This window comes from Pseudomonas sp. NBRC 111131, from assembly GCF_001320525.1.
In the GTDB taxonomy this organism is placed as follows: domain Bacteria; phylum Pseudomonadota; class Gammaproteobacteria; order Pseudomonadales; family Pseudomonadaceae; genus Aquipseudomonas; species Aquipseudomonas ceruminis.
On record NZ_BCBH01000039.1, the window covers coordinates 1 to 22759 of the forward strand.

Here is a 22759-nt window from a genome sequence, read left to right on the forward strand (position 1 = left end):
TGGTCAGGCCCTGACGCTGGCAGGGGGCATTCAGATCTGCTCGAGCAACCAGCTTCGAAACGCCCGCAGCGAAGGCAGTGCCTCATTCCGCGGTGGATAGATCAGGTAGTAACTGCGCTGGCTGGCGAACGCCGCCCCTGGGCTGAACAGTTCGCCCTTGGCCAGCTCCTCCTCCACCAGGATCCGCGGTACCAGGCCAATACCGATCCCCGCGCGTACCGCCTGGATAAGGTGCGATGTCAGTTCGAAGCTCGGCCCCAGGCGCATGGCCCGGTGCGGCAGGCCATGGTGCGAAAACCACTCACCCCAGGCATGGGGGTTGTTGGCGACATTGAGCAGCACCTGGTCGCTGATGCGTGTCGGGTCCCAGCCCTGCCCATCACCACCGGCCTCTGGCGGCAGGATCACCACCAGCTCCTCGGCATGCAGGCGATGGCAGATCAGCCCTGGCAGGTCATGGCTAGCCACGCCGATGGCCGCGTCGATCTCACTGGTGTCGAAATTGATTGCCTCGATCCGTGAATGGATATGCACCAGCATGCCCGGGTGGGCGCTGTAGAAGGCATGAAGGCGGGGGAGCAGCCATTTGGAACCGAAGGTCGGCAATGTCGCCAGGCGCAGGGTACCCACGCCGGACTGATAGGCCAGGGCCTGCAAGGTGGCGCTGCGGATGCGCCCCAGTGCCTCGCTCAGCTCGCGCTGATACAGCCGGCCGACGTCGGTCAGCTGCACCTGGCGGCCTTCGCGGCGGAACAGGGTCAGGCCCAGTTGCTGCTCCAAGGCCTGCACCTGGCGGCTGACCGCGCTTTGCGTCAGCGACAGTTCGGCGGCGGCGCGAGTATAACTTTCATGCCGTGCCGCCGCCTCGAAAGCCAGCAGCAGCGACATGGACGGGGTCAGGTGACGGTAATTCATTCATAAAAGTCATTGATAGCGGCAGGATTATCCGTTTGCCCCTAAGGCAAAACTACAGGAACATTGGCCTACACGTCATCCCTGCATGCAGCGACCCATGCCGGAACGACAAGATTTCCGTGAATTAGCCCCTAAAGAGGCCATCCTTCGATGATCGCCCAGCTGCCGACCCTTGCTCCCGCCACAGCGCCGAGTGCCCACTACCCCGAATTCCTCGAAGCCCTGCGCAACAGCGGCTTCCGTGGCCAGATCAGTGCCGACTACGGTACGCGCACGGTGCTGGCCACCGATAACTCCATCTATCAGCGTTTGCCCCAGGCCGCAGTGTTCCCCCAAGACGCTGACGACGTGGCCCGCGTGGCGGCCCTGATGGCCGAGGAGCGCTTTCAGCAGGTCAAGCTGACCCCGCGAGGCGGTGGAACTGGCACCAACGGCCAGTCGCTCACCGACGGCATCGTTGTCGACCTGTCGCGGCACATGAACAACATCCTGGAAATCAACGTCGAAGAGCGTTGGGTGCGGGTGCAGGCCGGTGTGGTCAAAGACCAGCTCAATGCCGCGCTCAAGCCCCATGGCCTGTTTTTCGCGCCCGAGCTGTCCACCTCCAACCGCGCCACCGTCGGCGGCATGATCAACACCGACGCCAGTGGCCAGGGTAGCTGCACCTACGGTAAAACCCGCGACCACGTGCTCGAGCTGCACAGCGTGCTGCTGGGTGGCGAGCGCCTGCACAGTCTGCCGATCGACGATGCAGCGCTCGAGCAGGCGTGCGCCGCGCCGGGCCGGGTCGGCGAGGTGTATCGCACAGCGCGCCACATCCAGCAAACCCAGGCCGAACTGATCGAAACCACCTTCCCCAAGCTCAACCGCTGCCTGACCGGTTACGACCTGGCGCACCTGCGCGACGAGCAGGGCCGCTTCAACCTCAACAGCGTGCTGTGCGGTGCCGAAGGATCGTTGGGTTACGTGGTCGAAGCCAAGCTCAACGTGCTGCCGATCCCCAAGTACGCAGTGCTGGTCAATGTCCGCTACACCAGCTTCATGGATGCGCTGCGCGATGCCAACGCGTTGATGGCGCACAAGCCGCTGTCGATCGAGACGGTGGACTCCAAGGTATTGATGCTGGCGATGAAGGACATCGTCTGGCACAGCGTCGCTGAATACTTCCCGGCCGACGCCGAGCGCCCGACCCTGGGTATCAACCTGGTGGAGTTCTGCGGCGATGAGCCGGCCGAGGTCAATGCCCGGGTCGAAGCCTTCGTCGAGCACCTGCAGCGCGACACCAGCGTCGAGCGCCTGGGCCACACCTTGGCTGAAGGTGCCGAGGCGGTGACCCGTGTCTATACCATGCGCAAGCGTTCGGTGGGCTTGCTGGGCAACGTCGAGGGCGAAGTGCGCCCGCAGCCGTTCGTTGAAGATACCGCCGTGCCGCCAGAGCAGTTGGCCGACTACATCGCCGACTTCCGTGCGCTGCTCGATGGCCATGGCCTGGCCTATGGCATGTTCGGCCACGTCGACGCTGGCGTGCTGCATGTGCGCCCGGCACTGGACATGAAGGACCCGGCCCAGGCGGCGCTGGTCAAGCCGATCTCCGATGCCGTGGCGGCCTTGACCAAGCGCTACGGTGGCCTGCTGTGGGGCGAACATGGCAAGGGCTTGCGTTCGGAATACGTGCCGCAGTACTTCGGTGAGCTGTACCCGGCGCTGCAGCGCCTCAAAGGGGCCTTCGACCCGCGCAACCAGCTCAACCCCGGGAAGATCTGCACCCCCCCCGACAGCGCCGAAGGTTTGACCAAGGTCGATGGTGTGACCCTGCGAGGTGATCTGGACCGGACCATCGACGAGCGTGTGTGGCAGGACTTCGCCAGCGCCGTGCACTGCAACGGCAACGGTGCCTGTTACAACTATGACCCCAATGACGCCATGTGCCCGTCGTGGAAAGCCACCCGCGAGCGCCAGCATTCGCCCAAGGGGCGTGCCTCGCTGATGCGTGAGTGGCTGCGTCTGCAAGGCCAGGCGAACATCGACGTGCTGGACGCGGCGCGCAACAAGGTGTCCTGGCTCAAGAGCCTGCCAGCACGGCTGCGCAACAACCGCGCACGCCGCCAGGGCCAGGATGATTTCTCCCATGAGGTGTACGACGCCATGGCCGGTTGCCTGGCGTGCAAATCGTGCGCCGGCCAGTGCCCGATCAAGGTCAACGTACCGGACTTCCGTTCGCGCTTCCTCGAGCTGTACCACGGGCGCTACCAGCGCCCGCTGCGTGATTACCTGATCGGCTCGCTGGAGTTCACCATTCCCTACCTGGCCCACGCGCCGGGGTTGTACAACGCGGTGATGGGGTCGAAATGGGTGAGCAAGCTGCTGGCGGACAAGGTGGGCATGGTCGACAGCCCGCTGATCAGCCGTTTCAACTTCCAGTCCACGCTGACGCGCTGCCGGGTTGGTGTGGCCAGCGTGCCAGCGTTGCGCGAACTGACGCCGGCCCAACGCCAGCGTAGCATCGTGCTGGTGCAGGATGCCTTTACCCGCTACTTCGAGACACCACTGCTGGCAGCGTTCATCGAGCTGGCCCATCGGCTGGGGCACCGTGTGTTCCTGGCGCCCTACAGCGCCAACGGCAAGCCGCTGCACGTACAGGGCTTCCTCGGTGCCTTCGCTAAGGCGGCCGTCCGTAATGCTACCCAGCTCAAGGCCTTGGCCGACTGCGGTGTGCCGCTGGTGGGCCTGGACCCGGCGATGACCCTGGTTTATCGCCAGGAGTACCAGAAAGTGCCGGGCCTGGAAGGCAGCCCCAAGGTGCTGCTGCCACAGGAATGGCTGATGGATGTGCTGCCTGAGCAGCCGGCGACGGCGCCTGGTCGTTTCCGCCTGATGGCGCACTGCACGGAGAAGACCAATGTGCCGGCCAGCACCAAACAGTGGGAGCAAGTGTTCGCTCGCCTGGGCCTGACGCTGGTGACCGAGGCTACGGGCTGCTGTGGCATGTCGGGTACTTATGGGCATGAGGCGCGCAACCAGGAAACGTCGCGGACCATTTTCGAGCAGTCGTGGGCGACCAAGCTGGACAAAGAAGGCGAAGCGCTGGCGACCGGGTACTCGTGCCGTAGCCAGGTCAAGCGCATGACTGAACGGCAGATGCGCCATCCGCTGGAAGTGGTGTTGCAGCACGCGCAGCGGTAAATCTGCGGTGGCCTTTTCGCGGGGTTGTCCCGCGAAAAGGCTGTTACACGCGTCGCAGCATCAAGCCTGCGGCAGGGTTTGCCGAGCCTGCCGCGCCTGCCGGTAAAGGTACAGGCTCAATACCAGCCCGCCGCAGGCTGCCGCCGCCGCGAAGAGAAACATCGAAGCAAAGCCAAACCCCGACGCCACCGCGCCCACCAGCGGCCCGGTAATCCCCAGCGACAAGTCGACGAACAGTGAATAGGCGCCTACCGCCGCCCCGCGGTTGGCAGCAGACACCTGGTTCACCGCCTCCACGCCCAGCGCGGGGAACACCAGCGAGAAGCCAAAGCCACTGAGCGCTGCGCCGGCCAATGCCATCTCGGCGCTCGGCGCCAACCACAGCATCAGCAAGCCCAGTGTCTCCACTGACAGGCACGCGATGGCCACGCGAAACCCGCCAATGCGGTTGATCAAGTTGCCGAACAGCAGGCGTGCGCTGATGAAGCTGGCGCCGAACAGGCTCAGCGTAAGGGCCGCGTTTTCCCAGCCATGGCTGGCGTAGTACAGGGTGATGAAGGTGGCGATGGTGCCGAAGCCGATCGAGCCGAGTGCGAGCCCCGAACCGTGGGGGAACACTTTACCCAGCACCTGCAGAAACGGCAGGCGCACGCCGCTGACAATTGGCGCGGCGCGTTTTGGCCATGCCAGCAGCAGGCCAGCTGCGCACAGCAAAAGGATGCTTACCCCCATGCTCCAAAGGCCCAGGCTCTTGACCATGAGCACGCCCAGCGGGGCGCCGATGGCCAGTGCGCCGTAACTGGCGATGCCATTCCAGGAGATGACCTTGGCAGTATTTTGCGCCCCGACCCGGCCGATACCCCAGCCGATCGAGCCGGAGCCCACCAGGCTTTCGGCGCTGCCCAGCACCAGGCGGCCAACCAGCAGGCAGGCCAGGCTCAGCCAGGGCAGGTGGGTCAGGAAGGCACAGGCCAGCATGAAGACGCCGCTCACGCCGCAGCCGGCAAGGCCGTACATGACGGCCCTCTTGCTGCCCTGGTTGTCGATGATGCGGCTGGCGGTAGGGCGGCTGAGCAACGTGGCCAGGTACTGCACGCTGATCACCAGGCCGGCGATCACGGTGCTGAAACCCAGGTCGTTGTGCACATAGCCGGGCAACACGGCCAGGGGAATGCCGATGTTCAGGTAGCCGATGAACGTGAAAAGGACGATGGAGACCACTTGCAGGGTGACCGCAAGGGGGCGCGGTGAGTCGGGCATGGGGGCCTACAGGGAAGAAGTTCAGGACGGTGTGAAAACGTGATGAAGGCGGTAGTCCGCAGGTCAGCCGTTTTCACACAGTCGGGGGATGCGCGGTTATTCCTGGTCAGCGCTGGATTGATCGTCGCCATCCTCGACGGCAGGCGTCGGTTCGGAGTGAGCGGCAACGGTTTGCTCTTCGGGGTTCAGGCTTGGGAAGGGAAGATTCGGGATTTCGTGCATCTCGTCGTTCCTCGCAAGTGTGAGTGAAAAGACTGCGCCAGGCGCGTTTGGAGCTTCGTAAAGCTGACGCAGGATACACAAGTCTGGATGACAGTTTGTAAATTTTCCCCGTCGCTTGTCGGTTTTGCGGGCGGCTACCGGACATTTTTCTGGCAAAAAAGGGCCGCTGGGCGCCCCATTGGCGAGCAAGCCTGCGTCCACAACACCGGTGTTGCTGGAGCGGGTTTACCCACGAGCGGGGCGCGCAGCGGCCCTGTTTACCGGTTACTTACGGCCTTCAGCCGTCTCGGCAACCTTGTCGGTACGCGCGCACATGATGAAGTCGTTGCGGTGCAGGCCTTTGATCGAGTGGCTCCACCAGGTTACGGTGACCTTGCCCCACTCGGTCAGAAGGCCTGGGTGGTGGCCTTCGGCTTCAGCGATTTCGCCCACGGCGTTGGTAAAGGCCAGGGCATGCTTGAAGTTCTTGAACAGAAACACGCGCTCCAGCTCCATGTGGCCGTCACGCACTTCGATGTTCCAGTCCGGGATCTCGCGGATCAGCTCGGCCAGCTCGTCATCGGTGACTTTCGGCGCATCGGCGCGGCAGGCTTCGCAATGGGCTTGGTTCAAGGCATTCATGAGGTGTTTTCCGATTCTGATTATGGTCGGCAAGGTCGCTCAGGCAGCGACCTTGGGTGGAAATTTGGGGGCGTGTAGGCCCAACTGCATGGCGTGCTGGACCATGCCCATGATGTCTTCGTGGGCCAGGTCGAACAGGCGCTTGAGGTTCGGCAGTACGAAATACAGCGGCTGCAGGATGTCGATGCGGTACGGCGTGCGCATGGCTTCGACGGGGTCGAAGGCCTGGTGCTCCGGCTCGCCAGACAAGCTGTAGACGGTCTCCTTTGGCGAGGAGAGGATGCCGCCGCCATAGATCTTGCGACCTTGCGGGGTCTCCATCAGGCCGAACTCGATGGTCATCCAGTACAGCCGAGCCAGGTAGACGCGCTGTTCCTTGGTTGCCGCCAGGCCCAGTTTGCCGTAGGTGTGGGTGAATTCGGCGAACCAGGGGTTGGTCAGCAGCGGGCAGTGGCCAAAGATCTCGTGGAAGATGTCCGGTTCCTGCAGGTAGTCCAGCTCTTGCGGAGTACGGATGAACGTGGCGACTGGGAAGCGCTTGCTGGCCAGCAGTTCGAAGAAGGTCTGGAAGGGGATCAGCGCTGGCACGCGGGCAACCTGCCAGCCGGTGGTGGCGTCCAGCACCTTGTTGATCTCGCCCAGTTGCGGAATGCGGTCATGGGGCAGCTTGAGCTGGTCGATGCCGTCCAGGTATTCCTGGCACGCGCGGCCTTCGATGACCTTCAACTGACGGGTGATCAGCGTGTTCCACACCGCATGCTCTTGCTGCGGGTAGTCGATAAAACCGTGCGCATCGGGCTCGCGTGCCACGTATTGCGTCTGTTTCATGTGGCTCTCCTGGTGAGGGCTTTCTTGTTATGTCCACGACATACCCTAGGAATATCCCGCCACTTGCCGATTTGCACGGCCTCAAACGCGCTGACACCGGCGTTTGATGTGCGAGATCGTAACGATAATTTTACAAAATACGTGGCATGCCGGAGAATTCAGGCGATCCAGCGGACGATTTGGCTATTTTTGTCAGCTTATCTTTACGACTTTTCTGCGCGGCGTTGAAAAACTTCGCTGCTTCGAGAGCTCTCATGCGTATCAAAGTGCACTGCCAGAACCGCATCGGCATTCTTCGGGACATCCTCAACCTGCTCGTGGAGTACGGCATCAACGTGCTGCGTGGCGAAGTAGGAGGCGATCATGGCAATGCTATCTACCTGCACTGCCCGAACCTCATCAACCTGCAGTTCCAGGCATTGCGGCCCAAGTTCGAGTCGATCGCCGGTGTGTTCGGCGTCAAGCGGGTCGGGCTGATGCCCAGCGAGCGTCGCCACATGGAGCTCAATGCGTTGCTGGGGGCGCTGGACTTTCCGGTGCTGTCGGTAGACATGGGGGGCAGCATCGTCGCGGCCAACCGTAGCGCTGCGCAGCTGTTGGGGGTAAGGGTCGATGAAGTGCCGGGTATTCCGCTGGCGCGCTACGTCGACGATTTCGACCTGCCTGAGCTGGTGCGGGCCAACCAGTCGCGGATCAACGGGTTGCGCATCAAGGTGAAAGGGGATGTGTTTCTGGCCGACATTGCGCCCCTGCAGTCCGAGCATGATGAAAGCGAAGCATTGGCCGGTGCAGTGCTGACCCTGCACCGCGCTGACCGCATCGGCGAGCGTATCTACAATGTGCGCAAACAAGAGCTGCGGGGCTTCGACAGTATCTTCCAGAGCTCGCGGGTGATGGCGGCGGTGGTACGTGAAGCGCGGCGCATGGCGCCATTGGATGCTCCGCTGCTGATCGAGGGCGAGACCGGCACCGGCAAAGAGCTGCTGGCCCGTGCCTGCCACCTGGCCAGCCCCCGCGGCCAGGCGCCGCTGATGGCGCTCAATTGCGCCGGCTTGCCGGAGTCCATGGCTGAAACCGAGCTGTTCGGTTATGGCCCGGGCGCCTTCGAGGGCGCGCGTGCCGAAGGTAAGCTGGGGCTGCTGGAACTGACCGCCGGTGGCACGTTGTTCCTTGATGGGGTAGGGGAGATGAGCCCGCGCCTGCAGGTGAAGCTGCTGCGCTTTTTGCAGGATGGCTGCTTCCGCCGTGTAGGCAGTGATGAAGAGGTGTACCTGGATGTGCGGGTCATCTGTGCGACCCAGGTGGACTTGTCGGAGATGTGTGCCCGTGGCGAGTTTCGTCAGGACCTGTATCACCGCCTCAATGTGCTGTCATTGCATATCCCGCCGCTGCGCGAGTGCATGGATGGCCTGGAGGGGCTGGTGCAACACTTCCTCGATCAGGCCAGCCGGCAGATCGGCTGTGCAATGCCTCGCCTGGCGCCGGCAGCGATGGACAAACTTGCGCAATACCATTGGCCCGGCAATGTGCGGCAGCTGGAAAACGTTTTGTTCCAGGCAGTGTCGCTGTGCGAGGGCGGTGTGGTGAAAAGCGACCATATTCGTTTGCCAGATTATGGTGTGCGGCAGCCGTTGGGCGAGTTTTCGCTGGAGGGGGATCTTTCGCAGATTGTCGGACGCTTTGAAAAAGCAGTCTTGGAAAGTCTGGTGGGTGAATACCCAAGTAGCCGGGCATTAGGCAAACGCTTGGGCGTTTCACATACCACGATTGCCAACAAGTTGCGCGAATATGCCGTGAGTAAGTTGGGTGAATAGTTATGTAAAGTAGCGACTGATTCGCGAAAGGGCCCCGGCGGGGCCCCATTCGTTGACGGGGATCAGCCGTTGGAGCAGCCGTTGCCCATCACGCGGTATTCGAGAATGTGCTTCTGGCCCTTGGAGTCCTCGTAGGTCATGCGGGCAGGCACTACTTCGCAGACATTGGGCACTTCGCTCATGGAAATGACGCGGGCGATGTCCAGGTGCTGCGAGTAACTGTACTGTTCAACCGGAATCTGCTCGACATCGTTTGCTTCGCCGGCCATCGCCGCGCTGCAAAGACCGCCAAGTACCAATACCAGTAAAGCTTTCATTTTCAATTTACCTGTCTAAGGTCGTGAGGGGGCACGCGGCGTTTGTGGCGCCGCGAGTACAGCCAAGTTTTCAACTATCGGATTAGAGAGGGATTAACGCTTGCCTTCGTGGGGGCTGTTACCAGTTGTTAATCGCCTTGCCGTTGCTGGCGAGGTGAATCTTATGCCTCGTTAGTTGAGGGAAACAGACAGTGTTTTGATAAAGTTTTTTTGCCTTTTGACAGAATCTGTAACAATCCCTCGGCAAAATCTTTCGTTATGCCCCTCCGCCGGGCCGCCGGCTGCGGCCTAGAGCCTTTCCCGCCGAACGCCGCGATCGCAGCTCGTCGTGCTACTACCATCGTCGAATGGCTTTTGCCGCTCTGGTACAGTTACAAACGGATTCATACAAAAACAACTATTACACCGAGGTAACACAGATGAGTGCGGCTCCACTGTATCCCGTTCGTCCCGAGGTTGCGGCCACTACCCTGACCGACGAGGCCACCTACAAGGCCATGTACCAGCAATCGGTGATCAACCCGGACGGCTTCTGGCGCGAGCAGGCCCAGCGTCTTGACTGGATCAAGCCGTTCACCAAGGTCAAGCAGACCTCGTTCGACGATCACCATGTCGACATCAAATGGTTTGCCGACGGCACTCTGAACGTTTCCTCCAACTGCCTGGATCGCCACCTCGAAGAGCGCGGCGACCAACTGGCGATCATCTGGGAAGGCGACGACCCTTCCGAGCACCGCAACATCACCTACCGCGAGCTCCACGAGCAGGTCTGCAAGTTCGCCAACGCCCTGCGTGGCCAGGACGTGCACCGTGGTGACGTGGTGACCATCTATATGCCGATGATCCCGGAGGCGGTGGTCGCCATGCTGGCCTGTGCCCGCATCGGTGCCATCCACTCGGTCGTGTTCGGTGGTTTCTCGCCGGAGGCCCTGGCCGGGCGCATCATCGACTGCAGGTCGAAAGTGGTGATCACGGCTGACGAAGGCGTGCGTGGTGGCCGGCGTACGCCGCTCAAGGCCAACGTCGATTTGGCGCTGACCAACCCTGAAACCAGCAGCGTGCAGAAGATCATCGTGTGCAAGCGCACCGGTGGCGACATCGCCTGGCACCAGCACCGCGACATCTGGTACGAAGACCTGATGAAGGTTGCCTCCAGCCACTGCGCGCCGAAGGAGATGGGGGCCGAGGAAGCGCTGTTCATCCTTTATACCTCTGGCTCTACCGGTAAGCCCAAGGGTGTGCTGCATACCACGGGGGGGTACCTTGTGTATGCCGCGCTCACCCACGAACGCGTCTTCGACTACCGCCCTGGTGAGGTCTATTGGTGTACCGCCGACGTAGGCTGGGTCACGGGCCACAGCTACATTGTCTACGGCCCGCTGGCCAACGGCGCGACCACGCTGTTGTTCGAAGGTGTACCGAACTACCCGGATATCACCCGCGTGTCGAAGATCGTCGACAAGCACAAGGTCAACATCCTCTACACCGCACCGACCGCCATTCGCGCCATGATGGCCGAGGGCGAGGCCGCCGTTGCTGATGCCGATGGTTCCAGCCTCCGCCTGTTGGGCTCGGTGGGCGAGCCGATCAACCCTGAGGCCTGGAACTGGTATTACAAGACCGTTGGCAAGGAGCGTTGCCCGATCGTCGACACCTGGTGGCAGACAGAGACCGGCGGCATTCTGATCAGCCCGCTGCCGGGTGCCACCGGCCTGAAGTCCGGCTCGGCCACTCGCCCGTTCTTTGGCGTGGTGCCGGCGCTGGTGGACAACCTGGGCAACCTGATCGAAGGGGCTGCTGAGGGTAACCTGGTGATCCTGGACTCCTGGCCAGGCCAGTCGCGTTCGCTGTACGGCGACCACGATCGTTTCGTCGATACCTATTTCAAGACTTTCCGTGGCATGTACTTCACCGGCGACGGTGCCCGTCGCGACGAGGATGGCTACTACTGGATCACCGGCCGGGTGGATGACGTGCTCAACGTTTCCGGCCACCGCATGGGTACCGCCGAGATCGAGAGCGCCATGGTGGCCCATGCCAAGGTGGCCGAGGCTGCTGTGGTGGGGGTGCCGCACGACATCAAGGGCCAGGGCATCTATGTCTATGTCACCCTCAATGCCGGTACGGAGCCAAGCGAGCAGTTGCGTCTGGAGCTTAAGAACTGGGTACGCAAGGAGATCGGCCCGATCGCCTCGCCGGATGTGATTCAGTGGGCACCCGGGCTGCCGAAGACGCGCTCGGGCAAGATCATGCGCCGCATCCTGCGCAAGATTGCCACGGGCGAATACGATGCGCTGGGGGATATCTCCACCCTGGCCGATCCGGGTGTGGTGCAGCACCTGATCGATACTCACAAGTCAATGAGCCTGGCGACTGCGTGATAACACGGGGCTGCAGCGCAGCCCCTTCACAGCAAAAACCCCGCGCGTGCAATCGGCGGGGTTTTTGCTTGACTGTTACCCGACATTCATCGGTAACCGCTCTGTCACCGACTTCGCACAAAAACGAGGCGCCCGGAAACAGTTCTGACCTAAATCGGTGCGCCGTGGCAGTCATTTTGTGCATTGCAGCACGCTGCGCTTGCCGTCTTACAAGGGTTTGCCAATAATAGGCCCAGTAATTGCTAGTTCTATAGGTTCTATTCCTTGCGCTCTTGCATATCTTGCAATGGCTGTCAACCACGCCCGCTGCGGTTTCAAGCGCTTCTGTAAGTAGTTGTCGCTTTGAAGAAATATCGACTACCGGGCTGTCGTTAGAATGCCACTCACTCGCTCGTGGTCTGCGACCTTGGTCGAACCCTGCGCGGCTCGCGTTGTACCCATTCGCATATCGGGCAGTTGTGACCCTGCCTTGTATTGCCCTGTACCGATGGAGTTACCTGATGAAGAAGCTCGCACTGCTTGGCGCCCTGGCGCTTTCCGTGTTTTCCCTGGTGTCGCAGGCCGATGAAAAGCCGTTGAAGATCGGCATCGAAGCCGCCTACCCACCCTTCGCCTTCAAGCAGCCTGACGGCAGCATCGCCGGTTTCGACTACGACATCGGCAACGCCCTGTGTGAAGAAATGAAAGCCAAGTGCACCTGGGTCGAGCAGGAATTCGATGGCCTGATCCCGGCGCTGAAAGTGCGCAAGATCGACGCTATCCTGTCGTCCATGTCGATCACCGAAGACCGCAAGAAGTCGGTCGACTTTACCAAGCGCTACTACCTGACCCCAGCGCGCCTGGTCATGAAGGAAGGCACCGCGGTCAGCGACAGCCTGGATGAATTGAAAGGCAAGAAGATCGGCGTGCAGCGCGGCTCGATCCACGACCGCTTCGCCAAGGAAGTGCTGGGCGCCAAGGGCGCCACCGTGGTTCCTTACGGCACCCAGAACGAGATCTACCTCGACGTGGCAGCTGGCCGCCTCGACGGCACCGTGGCTGACGCCACCCTGCTGGAAGACGGCTTCCTCAAGACCGACGCGGGCAAGGGCTTCGCGTTCGTAGGCCCGGCCTTCACCGACGCCAAGTACTTCGGTGACGGCATCGGCATTGCCGTACGCAAGGGTGACAAGGCCAATGTCGACCGCATCAATGCGGCCATCGACGCCATTCGTGCCAACGGTAAGTACAAAGAAATCGAGAAGAAGTACTTCAACTTCGACATCTACGGTCCAGACTCGAACTAAGTCGTCGAGTTTCACCTGTGCAATGGTGCAAACAGCAGAGGCTCTGAGGTTTGCACCATTTTTCATTCTCTAGGTCGAGGACCTCATCATGTTGAAAGGCTACGGGGCAGTCATCCTCGACGGGGCGTGGCTGACGCTGCAGCTCGCCCTGTCGTCGATGGCCCTGGCCATTGTGCTCGGCCTGATTGGCGTCGCGCTGCGCTTGTCGCCGGTGCGCTGGCTGGCCTGGTTGGGCGATATGTATGCCACGGTGATCCGTGGTATTCCGGACCTGGTGCTGATCCTGCTGATCTTCTACGGCGGGCAGGACATCATCAACCGTGTGGCGCCGCTGGTCGGTTATGACGATTACATCGATCTGAACCCGCTGGTGGCGGGTATTGGTACCCTGGGCTTCATCTTTGGCGCCTACCTGTCGGAAACCTTCCGTGGCGCTTTCCTCGGTATTCCCAAGGGCCAGGCCGAAGCAGGCGCGGCCTATGGCATGAACGGGCGGCAAGTATTCTTCCGCATCCTGGTGCCGCAGATGATCCGCCTGGCGATTCCGGGCTTCACCAACAACTGGCTGGTACTGACCAAGGCCACGGCACTGATCTCGGTGGTCGGTCTGCAGGACATGATGTTCAAGGCCAAGCAGGCGGCCGATGCCACCCGCGAACCCTTTACCTTCTTCCTGGCGGTGGCAGCGTTGTACCTGGTGATTACCAGTGTTTCGCTGCTGGCCCTCAAGTATCTGGAAAAGCGCTACTCGGTGGGTGTGAAGGTGGCTGAACTATGATCTTCGACTACAACGTCATCTGGGAGGCCATGCCGCTGTATCTCGGCGGGCTGTTGACCACCCTCAAGCTGTTGGCGCTGTCGCTGCTGTTCGGCCTGCTGGCGGCTGTGCCTCTGGGGTTGATGCGCGTATCCAAGCAGCCACTGGTGAACATGAGCGCATGGCTGTACACCTACGTCATCCGCGGTACGCCGATGCTGGTGCAGCTGTTCTTGATCTACTATGGCCTGGCTCAGTTCGAGGCGGTGCGCGAGAGCATTGTCTGGCCGTGGCTGTCCAGTGCAACGTTCTGTGCCTGCCTGGCCTTTGCCATCAACACCAGCGCCTATACCGCCGAAATCATCGCCGGCAGCCTCAAGGCCACGCCCCACGGCGAAATCGAGGCCGCCAAAGCCATGGGCATGTCGCGTATCAAGATGTACCGCCGCATTCTGCTGCCATCGGCCTTGCGCCGGGCGCTGCCGCAGTACAGCAACGAAGTGATCATGATGCTGCAGACCACCAGCCTGGCGTCGATCGTTACCTTGATCGACATCACCGGTGCCGCACGTACGGTCAATGCCCAGTACTACCTGCCTTTCGAGGCCTATATCACGGCGGGCGTGTTCTATCTGTGCCTGACCTTCATCCTGGTGCGCCTGTTCAAGATGGCCGAACGCCGCTGGCTCGGCTACCTGGCGCCGCGCAAGCACTGAACGCTCTGTGAGAACCGACAGCATGTACAAACTCGAAGTCCAAGACCTGCACAAGCGCTACGGCAGCCATGAAGTGCTCAAGGGCGTGTCCCTGGCAGCCAAGGCCGGCGATGTGATCAGCATCATCGGCTCCAGCGGTTCGGGCAAGTCGACCTTCCTGCGCTGCATCAACCTGCTCGAGCAGCCGCATGCCGGCAAGATTCTGCTCAACAACGAAGAGCTGAAGATGGTTGCCGGCAAGGACGGCGCACTCAAGGCTGCCGACCCCCGCCAATTGCAGCGCATGCGCTCGCGGCTGTCGATGGTGTTCCAGCATTTCAACCTGTGGTCGCACATGACTGCGCTGGAAAACGTTATCGAAGCGCCGGTGCACGTGCTGGGCATGAGCAAGAAGCAAGCCCTGGAAAAGGCTGAACATTACCTGGCCAAGGTCGGTGTCGCCCACCGCAAGGACGCGTTCCCCGGGCACATGTCCGGCGGCGAGCAACAGCGGGTGGCCATTGCCCGGGCGCTGGCCATGGAGCCTGAAGTGATGCTGTTCGACGAGCCGACCTCGGCGCTCGACCCAGAGCTGGTGGGCGATGTGCTCAAGGTCATGCAGGCCCTGGCCCAGGAAGGCCGGACCATGGTGGTGGTCACCCACGAAATGGGCTTCGCCCGCGAGGTGTCCAACCAGTTGGTGTTCCTGCACAAAGGCCTGGTCGAAGAAACCGGTTGCCCACGCGACGTGCTGGCCAATCCAAAATCGGAGCGGCTCAAGCAGTTTCTCTCGGGCAGCCTGAAGTAAAAGGCTGCACCTTCGCACCAGAATAGGGCATGCTGCGCAGCGAGCGCAGCCTGACCCGGCGCCATAGACTCGAACGACCTCAGGTTTCGGACCGCACCCTATGACCACCCAGCGAATCGGTTTTCTCCTTTGGCCAAGCACCAAGCCTTTGACCCTGGCGCTGGCAGAGGAGGTGTTGCAGGTGGCCCAGCGAGTGCATCCGGATGTGGTGTACGAGTTGGCCTTTCTGCAGGCCGAGCCTGCAGAGGAGGGTGCATGGCGCTTGCCGGGCGAGCCGTGGAATGGCCGCCTCGAGGGGTGTCACAAGCTGTTCCTGCTGGCCGATGAGTTACCGCAGGCCGTGGGCTCGACGCTGTCGGCAGCGCTCAAGCAGGTGGCTCGCAGCGGGTGCATGATCGGTGGATTGTCTGCGGGCGTGTACCCATTGGCCATGCTCGGCCTGCTCGATGGCTACCGCGCGGCGGTGCATTGGCGCTGGCAGGACGATTTTGCCGAGCGCTTCCCGAAAGTGATCGCCACCAGTCACCTGTTCGACTGGGACCGCGATCGCCTGACGGCCTGTGGCGGGATGGCGGTGACCGACCTGCTGCTGGCGGTGCTGGCCCGTGATCACGGTGCCGAACTGGCCGGTGCGGTGTCCGAGGAACTGGTGGTCGAACGTATTCGCGAGGGTGGCGAGCGCCAGCGCATTCCGCTGCAGAACCGCCTGGGCTCAAGCCATCCGAAGCTGACCCAGGCGGTGTTGCTGATGGAAGCCAACATCGAAGAACCGTTGACCACCGATGAAATCGCCCAGCATGTGTGCGTGTCGCGCCGGCAACTGGAGCGGATCTTCAAGCAGTACCTCAATCGCGTACCCAGCCAGTATTACCTGGAGCTGCGCCTGAACAAGGCGCGGCAGATGCTGATGCAGACCAGCAAGTCGATCATCCAGATCGGGTTGTCGTGCGGGTTCTCCTCAGGGCCGCATTTTTCCAGTGCTTACCGCAACTTCTTTGGTGCAACGCCGCGTGAAGACCGGAATCAGCGGCGTAGCAGCAGCCCGTTCGAATTGAGCTCGGCGCCAGCCGAAAAGGGCTGACGTTTCTGTCGGTTGTGGCTTCCCGTTCGTGGGGCCGCCCCGTCCCGCGAAAAGGCCAGCACAGGCAACACCTCTTCATATGTGAACACCCGTTCACCCAGTCCCGCTCTGCCGTTACACTGCGCGATTGCGACAGTGTTTGTCGCATTGCCGAAAGCCTTGGTAAAACTGGGTTTTGCGCTGTAACAAGTTGTCGCTTGGCCGCAAGGACAGGCGCGGATCAGTCCTTACAATCCCCCCATCGCTCGCCACTTCCAGGCCAGCGTTTCTCTTCAGGAGACTCAGATGTCCGTTGAGCAAGCCCCGGTGCAACGTGCCGATTTCGACCAGGTCATGGTCCCCAACTATTCTCCGGCGGCCTTCATCCCTGTACGAGGCGAGGGTTCCCGCGTGTGGGACCAGTCGGGCCGCGAGCTCATCGACTTTGCCGGCGGCATCGCGGTGAACGCCCTGGGCCATTGTCACCCGGCGCTGGTCAAGGCGTTGACCGAACAAGCCAACACCCTCTGGCACGTTTCCAATGTCTTCACCAACGAGCCGGCCCTGCGCCTGGCCCACAAGCTGGTCGATGCCACCTTTGCCGAGCGGGCATTCTTCTGTAACTCCGGCGCGGAGGCCAACGAGGCTGCTTTCAAGCTGGCCCGTCGTGTCGCCCATGACCGTTTCGGCCCTGAAAAGCACGAGATCATCGCCACCGTCAATAGCTTCCACGGTCGTACCCTGTTCACTGTAAGCGTGGGTGGCCAGCCAAAGTACTCTGACGGTTTCGGCCCGAAGATCACCGGCATCAGCCACGTGCCCTACAACGACCTGGAGGCGCTCAAGGCACAGATTTCCGACAAGACCTGCGCCGTGGTGATCGAGCCGATCCAGGGTGAAAGCGGCGTTGTCCCGGCCGACAAGGCCTACCTTGAAGGCGCCCGCCAGCTGTGTGACGAACACAACGCCCTGCTGATCTTCGACGAAGTGCAGACCGGCGTCGGCCGCACCGGCTCGCTGTACGCCTACCAGCACTACGGCGTGACCCCAGACATCCTCACCAGCGCCAAGAGCCTGGGGGGTGGGTTCCCGATCGGTGCCATGCTCACCACCAGCGAACTCGCCAAACACCTGGCTGTCGGCACCCACGGCACCACCTATGGCGGCAACCCGCTGGGCTGCGCGGTTGCCTGCGCCGTGCTGGACGTGATCAACACCCCTGAAACCCTGGCTGGCATCACCGCCAAGCACGGGCGTTTCAAGACCCGTCTGGAGAAGATCGGCCAGCAGACCGGCCTGTTCACCCAGGTGCGTGGCGTTGGCCTGCTGATTGGCTGCGTGCTCAGCGATGCCTGGAAAGGCAAAGCCAAGGACATCCTCAATGCGGCCGAGAAAGAAGGCGTGATGGTGTTGCAGGCTGGCCCGGACGTGGTGCGTTTCGCGCCGAGCCTGGTGGTCGAGGATGCGGATATCGATGAGGGCCTGGACCGCTTCGAGCGCGCCGTGGCCAAACTGACCCAGGGCTGATTGCGCCTGCGGTTGTTTCGTCGGCCCCACGCGGGCCGGCGAAACCCGAATTCCAGTGCGGGTGCGTGCTAGCAGGCACCCGCCGTTTTTTCGTGCCGTCGTGTACGGCCGGTTTTCCAAAGGAGTGACACCATGCTGGTGATGCGCCCCGCGCAAATGGCTGATCTGAACGAAGTGCAGCGCATGGCTGCGGACAGCCCCGTTGGTGTCACCTCGCTGCCGGACGATGCCGCCCGCCTGGGCGACAAGATCGCCGCGTCGGAAACCTCATTCGCCGCCGAAGTCAGCTTCAATGGCGAGGAGAGTTATTTCTTCGTGCTCGAGGACAGCGTGACCGGCAAGTTGGCCGGTTGCTCGGCCATTGTCGCCTCGGCCGGCTATTCCGAGCCGTTCTACAGCTTTCGCAACGAAACCTTCGTCCATGCGTCGCGCGAGCTGAAGATCCACAACAAGATCCACGTCTTGTCGTTGTGTCATGACCTTACCGGCAACAGCCTGCTGACCAGTTTCTATGTGTTGCCCGAGCTGGTGGACAGCGGTTGGGCCGAACTCAACTCCCGCGGCCGCTTGCTGTTCATGGCTTCGCACCCTGAGCGTTTCGCTGATTCGGTGGTCACTGAGATTGTCGGCTACAGCGACGAGCAGGGCGAATCGCCGTTCTGGGACGCCATCGGGCGCAACTTCTTCGACCTCAACTATGCCCACGCCGAGCGCCTGTGTGGCCTTAAGAGCCGCACCTTCCTCGCCGAGCTGATGCCGCATTATCCGATCTACGTGCCGCTGCTGCCCGACCAGGCCCAGGAAGCCATGGGCCAGGTGCACCCGCGTGCGCAGATCACGTTCGACATCCTCATGCGCGAAGGCTTCGAGACCGAGCACTACATCGACATCTTCGACGGCGGGCCGACGTTGCACGCCCGCGCCTCGGGCATCCGCTCGATCGCCCAGAGCCGCGTGGTGCCGGTCAAGGTGGCGCAGGTGCCGGCCAAGGGGGGGCGCCCTTACCTGGTGTGCAACGGCCAGTTGCAGGATTACCGCGCCGTGCTGCTGGAACTGGACTGGGTGCCGGGCAAGCCGGTCAGCCTTGATGCCGAGGCCGCTGAAGCGCTGGGTGTGGGCGAAGGCGCCAGTGTGCGCCTGGTCGCGGTCTGACGCCTGGGAACAGAGAGTTTTTGCGGTGGCGAACGTTGCCGCACAAGGAGATAGCATGATCGTTCGTCCTGTACGCAGCAGCGATTTACCCGCGCTGATCGAATTGGCACGCAGCACCGGAACCACCGGGCTGACCACCCTGCCAGCCAACGAGGAGCGCCTCGGGCATCGCGTCGGCTGGGCCGAGAAGAGCTTCCGTGGTGAAGCCGAGCGGGGCGACACCGACTACCTGTTCGTGCTGGAAAACGACGAAGGCCTGGTGGTCGGCATCAGCGCCATCGCTGGCGCCGTCGGCCTGCGTGAGCCGTGGTACAACTACCGGGTTGGGCTGACGGTCAGTGCCTCGCAGGAGCTGAACATCTACCGCGAGATCCCGACGCTGTTCCTGGCCAACGACCTGACCGGCAACTCCGAATTGTGCTCGTTGTTCCTGCGCAGCGATTACCGCTCCGGGCTCAATGGCCGCCTGCTGTCCCGTGCGCGCATGCTGTTCATCGCCGAATTCCCGCAGCTGTTCGGCAACAAGATCATTGCCGAAATGCGCGGCATGTCCGACGAGCATGGCCGCTCGCCCTTCTGGGAGAGCCTGGGCCGCCACTTCTTCAAGATGGAGTTCAGCCAGGCCGACTACCTCACCGGCGTGGGCAACAAGTCGTTCATCGCCGAGCTGATGCCCAAATTCCCGTTGTATACCTGCTTCCTGTCGGAGGCTGCGCGCAACGTCATCGGCCGTGTCCATACCGACACCGAGCCTGCGCTGGCCATGCTCAAGCAGGAGGGCTTCAGCTACCAAGGTTATGTCGACATCTTCGACGCAGGCCCGGCCATCGAATGCGAAACGTCGAAGATTCGTGCCGTGCGCGAAAGCCAGACTCTGGTACTGGCTGTCGGCACACCGGGCGATGACGCGACCCCCTACATCATCCACAACCGCAAGCGCGATGACTGCCGCATCACCGCCGCGCCGGCGCGCCTTGCTGCCGGTACCTTGGTGGTCGATCCGTTGACCGCCAAGCGCCTGCGCATGGGCGCGGGCGACAACGTGCGTGCGGTGCCGCTGTCGGCAAGCCGGGAGGCCCAGTAAATGACCACGCATTACATTGCCGGCAACTGGTACGCCGGCCAGGGCGACGCCCTGCAATCGCTGAACCCGGTGACCCAGGCCGTCGTCTGGGCAGGGCAGGGCGCTGACGCAGGCCAGGTGCAAGCAGCCGTGCAGGCTGCCCGGCAGGCCTTCCCGGCCTGGGCGCAGTTGAGCCTGGAAGCACGTATCGATGTGCTGGAGAAGTTCGCCGAGCAACTGAAGACGCATGCCCAGGCCCTGGCCCACTGCATTGGCGAGGAAACCGGCAAGCCGCTGTGGGAGTCGGCTACAGAAGTCACCAGTATGGTCAACAAGGTGGCGATATCGGTGCAAAGCTACCGTGAGCGCACCGGCGAAAAAAGCGGCCCGCTGGGGGATGCTACTGCTGTGCTGCGCCATAAGCCCCATGGCGTAGTAGCGGTATTCGGCCCTTACAACTTTCCGGGCCACTTGCCCAACGGCCATATCGTCCCGGCGCTGCTGGCCGGCAACTGCGTGGTGTTCAAGCCCAGCGAGCTGACCCCCAAGGTGGCCGAGCTCACGGTCAATTGCTGGATTGCCGCAGGCCTGCCGGCGGGCGTGCTCAACCTCGTCCAGGGGGCGCGTGAAACGGGCGTCGCGTTGGCTGCCAACCCGGGTATCGACGGTTTGTTCTTTACCGGCTCCAGCCGCACCGGCAATCTGCTGCATCAGCAGTTCGCGGGGCGTCCGGACAAGATCCTCGCCCTGGAAATGGGCGGTAACAACCCGCTGGTGGTGGATGAGGTCAAAGACCTCGACGCGGCGGTGTACACCATCATTCAGTCGGCGTTCATTTCCGCAGGGCAGCGCTGTACCTGTGCCCGTCGCCTGCTGGTGCCACAAGGGGCCTGGGGCGACTCGCTGATCGCCCGCCTGGTGGCGGTGTGCAAGGGCATCAGTGTGGGGGCATTCGATCAGCAGCCGGCGCCGTTCATGGGCTCGGTAATCTCCCTGCAGGCCGCCCGCGGGCTGCTCGCCGCGCAAGCCGAACTGCTGGGCAAGGGCGCCATCAGCTTGCTGGCAATGACCCAGCCACAGGCCGATGCTGCGCTGCTGACCCCAGGTATCCTGGATGTCACCACCGTCGCCGAACGCCCGGACGAAGAGTTCTTCGGGCCTCTGCTGCAGGTGATCCGTTACGCCGATTTCGATGCCGCCATCGATGAAGCCAACAACACCCAGTACGGGCTGGCTGCCGGCTTGTTGTCCGATTCCCGCGCCCGCTACCAGTACTTCTGGCTGCGCAGCCGCGCCGGCATCGTCAACTGGAACAAGCAACTGACCGGTGCCGCCAGCAGCGCGCCGTTCGGTGGCGTGGGTGCCAGCGGCAACCATCGTGCCAGCGCCTACTACGCGGCCGACTACTGCGCTTACCCCGTGGCTTCGCTGGAAACCGCCAGCCTTGCCTTGCCGGCGTCCCTGACGCCGGGCGTCACCCTATAACAACAGGTCACGGAGCCTAGCCGATGAAATCCTATGAAGTGAATTTTGATGGCCTGGTGGGGCCAACCCATAATTACGGCGGCCTGTCTTACGGCAACGTGGCTTCGCAGAGCAACAGCCAGCAGGCATCCAACCCGCGTGAAGCGGCGCGCCAGGGCCTGGCGAAGATGAAAGCCCTGACCGACATGGGCTTCAAGCAGGGCGTTCTGGCGCCGCAAGAGCGCCCGGACGTGGCAGCCCTGCGCCGTCTTGGCTTCACCGGCAGCGATGCCGAAGTGATCCAACGGGCGGCCAAGGAGGCCATGCCGCTGCTGGTCGCCAGTTGCTCTGCATCGAGCATGTGGGTGGCCAATGCCGCCACGGTCAGCCCCAGTGCCGACACCGCCGATGGGCGCGTGCATTTCACTGCTGCCAACCTTAACTGCAAGTACCACCGCAGCATTGAGCATCCGACCACCAGCCGTGTGCTGGGCGCGATGTTCAGTAACGAAAGCCACTTCGCCCACCACCCTGCACTGCCAGCCGTGGCACAGTTCGGTGACGAGGGGGCGGCCAACCACACGCGCTTCTGCCGCAGCTATGGCGAGGCGGGTGTCGAGTTCTTCGTCTATGGCCGCAGTGCGTTCGATGGCCGCTATCCGTCGCCGCAGAAGTACCCGGCGCGCCAGACCCTCGAAGCATCCCAGGCCGTGGCGCGGCTGCATGGCCTGAGTGAGGACGGGGTGGTCTACGCTCAACAGAACCCGGCAGTAATTGACCAGGGCGTGTTCCACAACGATGTTATTTCGGTAGGCAACGGCGAGGTGCTGTTCTACCACGAAGATGCCTTCCTCCAGACCGAGGCGGTGCTTGGCCAACTGCAGGCTAAACTGGCCAGCAAGGGCGGTAATTTCCAGGCTATCCGGGTGCCACGGGCCGCGGTGGCGGTAGAGGACGCGGTACGTTCCTACCTGTTCAACAGCCAGTTGCTCAGCCGCGATGACGGCTCCATGCTGCTGGTGGTGCCGGAAGAGTGCCGCAACAACGAACGGGTCTGGGCCTACCTGGGCGAGCTGACCCGCCAGGGTGGTGCGGTGAAGGAGGTCAAGGTGTTCGACCTCAAGCAGAGCATGCAGAACGGCGGTGGCCCGGCTTGCCTGCGTTTGCGCGTGGCATTGAAAGAATCGGAACTGGCGGCGGTCAATCCAGGCGTTATCATGACCGCCCCGCTGTACGACACCCTGCTGCAGTGGGTCGACAAGCACTACCGCGACCGCCTTGGCGAAGCGGACCTTGCCGACCCGCAATTGCTGCTCGAGTGCCGTACGGCGCTGGATGAGTTGACCCAGATACTGAAGTTGGGCTCGGTCTATCCGTTCCAACGCCAACCTTGAAGAGAGAATTGC

General features: G+C 62.3%; 19 protein-coding genes. 13 read left to right on the top strand and 6 right to left on the bottom strand.

The genetic code is table 11. The annotated features are described in order from the left end of the window. Positions 1-30 precede the first annotated feature (30 nt). A complete protein-coding gene (locus APH34_RS24545; protein WP_054903337.1) occupies positions 31-915 on the bottom strand; it encodes a LysR substrate-binding domain-containing protein in 885 nt (294 codons plus the stop codon). A gap of 150 nt (positions 916-1065) precedes the next feature. On the opposite strand from APH34_RS24545, the gene APH34_RS24550 reads away from it, so the two are divergent. Continuing rightward, positions 1066-4098 (top strand): FAD-binding and (Fe-S)-binding domain-containing protein, encoded by a 3033-nt coding sequence (locus APH34_RS24550; protein WP_054903338.1) that lies wholly within the window; start codon positions 1066-1068, stop codon positions 4096-4098. Positions 4099-4158: 60 nt separating this feature from the next. On the opposite strand, the gene APH34_RS24555 is transcribed toward APH34_RS24550, so the two are convergent. From APH34_RS24555 to phhA, 4 genes are all read right to left on the bottom strand, one after another. Then, positions 4159-5358: an MFS transporter gene (locus APH34_RS24555; RefSeq protein ID WP_054903339.1), complete on the bottom strand. Its 1200-nt coding sequence runs from the start codon at positions 5356-5358 to the stop codon at positions 4159-4161. A gap of 96 nt (positions 5359-5454) precedes the next feature. Beyond that, the gene (locus APH34_RS30085) at positions 5455-5580 is read right to left on the bottom strand and encodes a hypothetical protein (RefSeq protein WP_256215917.1); all 126 of its coding nucleotides are present in this window, start codon (positions 5578-5580) and stop codon (positions 5455-5457) included. A gap of 264 nt (positions 5581-5844) precedes the next feature. Further along, the gene (locus APH34_RS24565; RefSeq protein ID WP_008096719.1) at positions 5845-6201 is read right to left on the bottom strand and encodes a 4a-hydroxytetrahydrobiopterin dehydratase; all 357 of its coding nucleotides are present in this window, start codon (positions 6199-6201) and stop codon (positions 5845-5847) included. 39 nt (positions 6202-6240) lie between these two features. Next, a complete protein-coding gene (phhA, locus tag APH34_RS24570; protein ID WP_054903341.1) occupies positions 6241-7029 on the bottom strand; it encodes a phenylalanine 4-monooxygenase in 789 nt (262 codons plus the stop codon). Between the two features lie 254 nt (positions 7030-7283). Between phhA and APH34_RS24575 the strand changes: the two genes are divergently transcribed. Continuing rightward, positions 7284-8843 carry a sigma-54-dependent transcriptional regulator gene (locus APH34_RS24575; RefSeq protein ID WP_054903342.1) on the top strand — a complete coding sequence of 520 codons (1560 nt, stop codon included), beginning with the start codon at positions 7284-7286 and terminating at the stop codon, positions 8841-8843. A 62-nt stretch (positions 8844-8905) separates the two neighbouring features. On the opposite strand, the gene APH34_RS24580 is transcribed toward APH34_RS24575, so the two are convergent. Next, a complete protein-coding gene (locus APH34_RS24580; protein ID WP_054903343.1) occupies positions 8906-9160 on the bottom strand; it encodes a DUF2790 domain-containing protein in 255 nt (84 codons plus the stop codon). A 419-nt stretch (positions 9161-9579) separates the two neighbouring features. On the opposite strand from APH34_RS24580, the gene acs reads away from it, so the two are divergent. The 11 genes from acs to astB all read left to right on the top strand — a co-directional run bounded on the left by acs (position 9580) and on the right by astB (position 22747). After that, positions 9580-11541, top strand: coding sequence for an acetate--CoA ligase (acs, locus tag APH34_RS24585; RefSeq protein WP_054903344.1), 1962 nt, complete (start codon positions 9580-9582; stop codon positions 11539-11541). A 500-nt stretch (positions 11542-12041) separates the two neighbouring features. After that, positions 12042-12827 carry an ABC transporter substrate-binding protein gene (locus APH34_RS24590; RefSeq protein WP_054903345.1) on the top strand — a complete coding sequence of 262 codons (786 nt, stop codon included), beginning with the start codon at positions 12042-12044 and terminating at the stop codon, positions 12825-12827. An 88-nt stretch (positions 12828-12915) separates the two neighbouring features. Continuing rightward, the gene (locus tag APH34_RS24595; RefSeq protein WP_054903346.1) at positions 12916-13605 is read left to right on the top strand and encodes an ABC transporter permease; all 690 of its coding nucleotides are present in this window, start codon (positions 12916-12918) and stop codon (positions 13603-13605) included. Further along, positions 13602-14300, top strand: a complete 699-nt coding sequence (locus APH34_RS24600; protein WP_054903347.1) for an ABC transporter permease — start codon at positions 13602-13604, stop codon at positions 14298-14300. The genes APH34_RS24595 and APH34_RS24600 overlap by 4 nt, the downstream gene beginning before the upstream one ends. A 22-nt stretch (positions 14301-14322) precedes the next feature. Next, entirely contained in the window at positions 14323-15087 is a 765-nt protein-coding gene (locus APH34_RS24605) for an ABC transporter ATP-binding protein (RefSeq protein WP_054903348.1), read from the top strand. A gap of 100 nt (positions 15088-15187) precedes the next feature. Beyond that, on the top strand, positions 15188-16168 hold the full coding sequence (gene argR, locus APH34_RS24610) for a transcriptional regulator ArgR (RefSeq protein WP_054903349.1): 981 nt from the start codon (positions 15188-15190) through the stop codon (positions 16166-16168). Between the two features lie 285 nt (positions 16169-16453). Next, positions 16454-17674: an aspartate aminotransferase family protein gene (locus tag APH34_RS24615; RefSeq protein ID WP_054903350.1), complete on the top strand. Its 1221-nt coding sequence runs from the start codon at positions 16454-16456 to the stop codon at positions 17672-17674. A gap of 132 nt (positions 17675-17806) precedes the next feature. Beyond that, the gene (gene aruF / locus APH34_RS24620; RefSeq protein WP_054903351.1) at positions 17807-18826 is read left to right on the top strand and encodes an arginine/ornithine succinyltransferase subunit alpha; all 1020 of its coding nucleotides are present in this window, start codon (positions 17807-17809) and stop codon (positions 18824-18826) included. 55 nt (positions 18827-18881) lie between these two features. Beyond that, complete coding sequence (astA, locus tag APH34_RS24625) at positions 18882-19910, top strand: arginine N-succinyltransferase (protein WP_054903352.1); 1029 nt, start codon at positions 18882-18884, stop codon at positions 19908-19910. Next, positions 19911-21374, top strand: a complete 1464-nt coding sequence (gene astD, locus APH34_RS24630) for a succinylglutamate-semialdehyde dehydrogenase (protein WP_054903353.1) — start codon at positions 19911-19913, stop codon at positions 21372-21374. It begins immediately after the preceding gene. Between the two features lie 23 nt (positions 21375-21397). After that, positions 21398-22747 (top strand): N-succinylarginine dihydrolase, encoded by a 1350-nt coding sequence (gene astB, locus APH34_RS24635; RefSeq protein WP_054903354.1) that lies wholly within the window; start codon positions 21398-21400, stop codon positions 22745-22747. Positions 22748-22759: the final 12 nt, after the last annotated feature.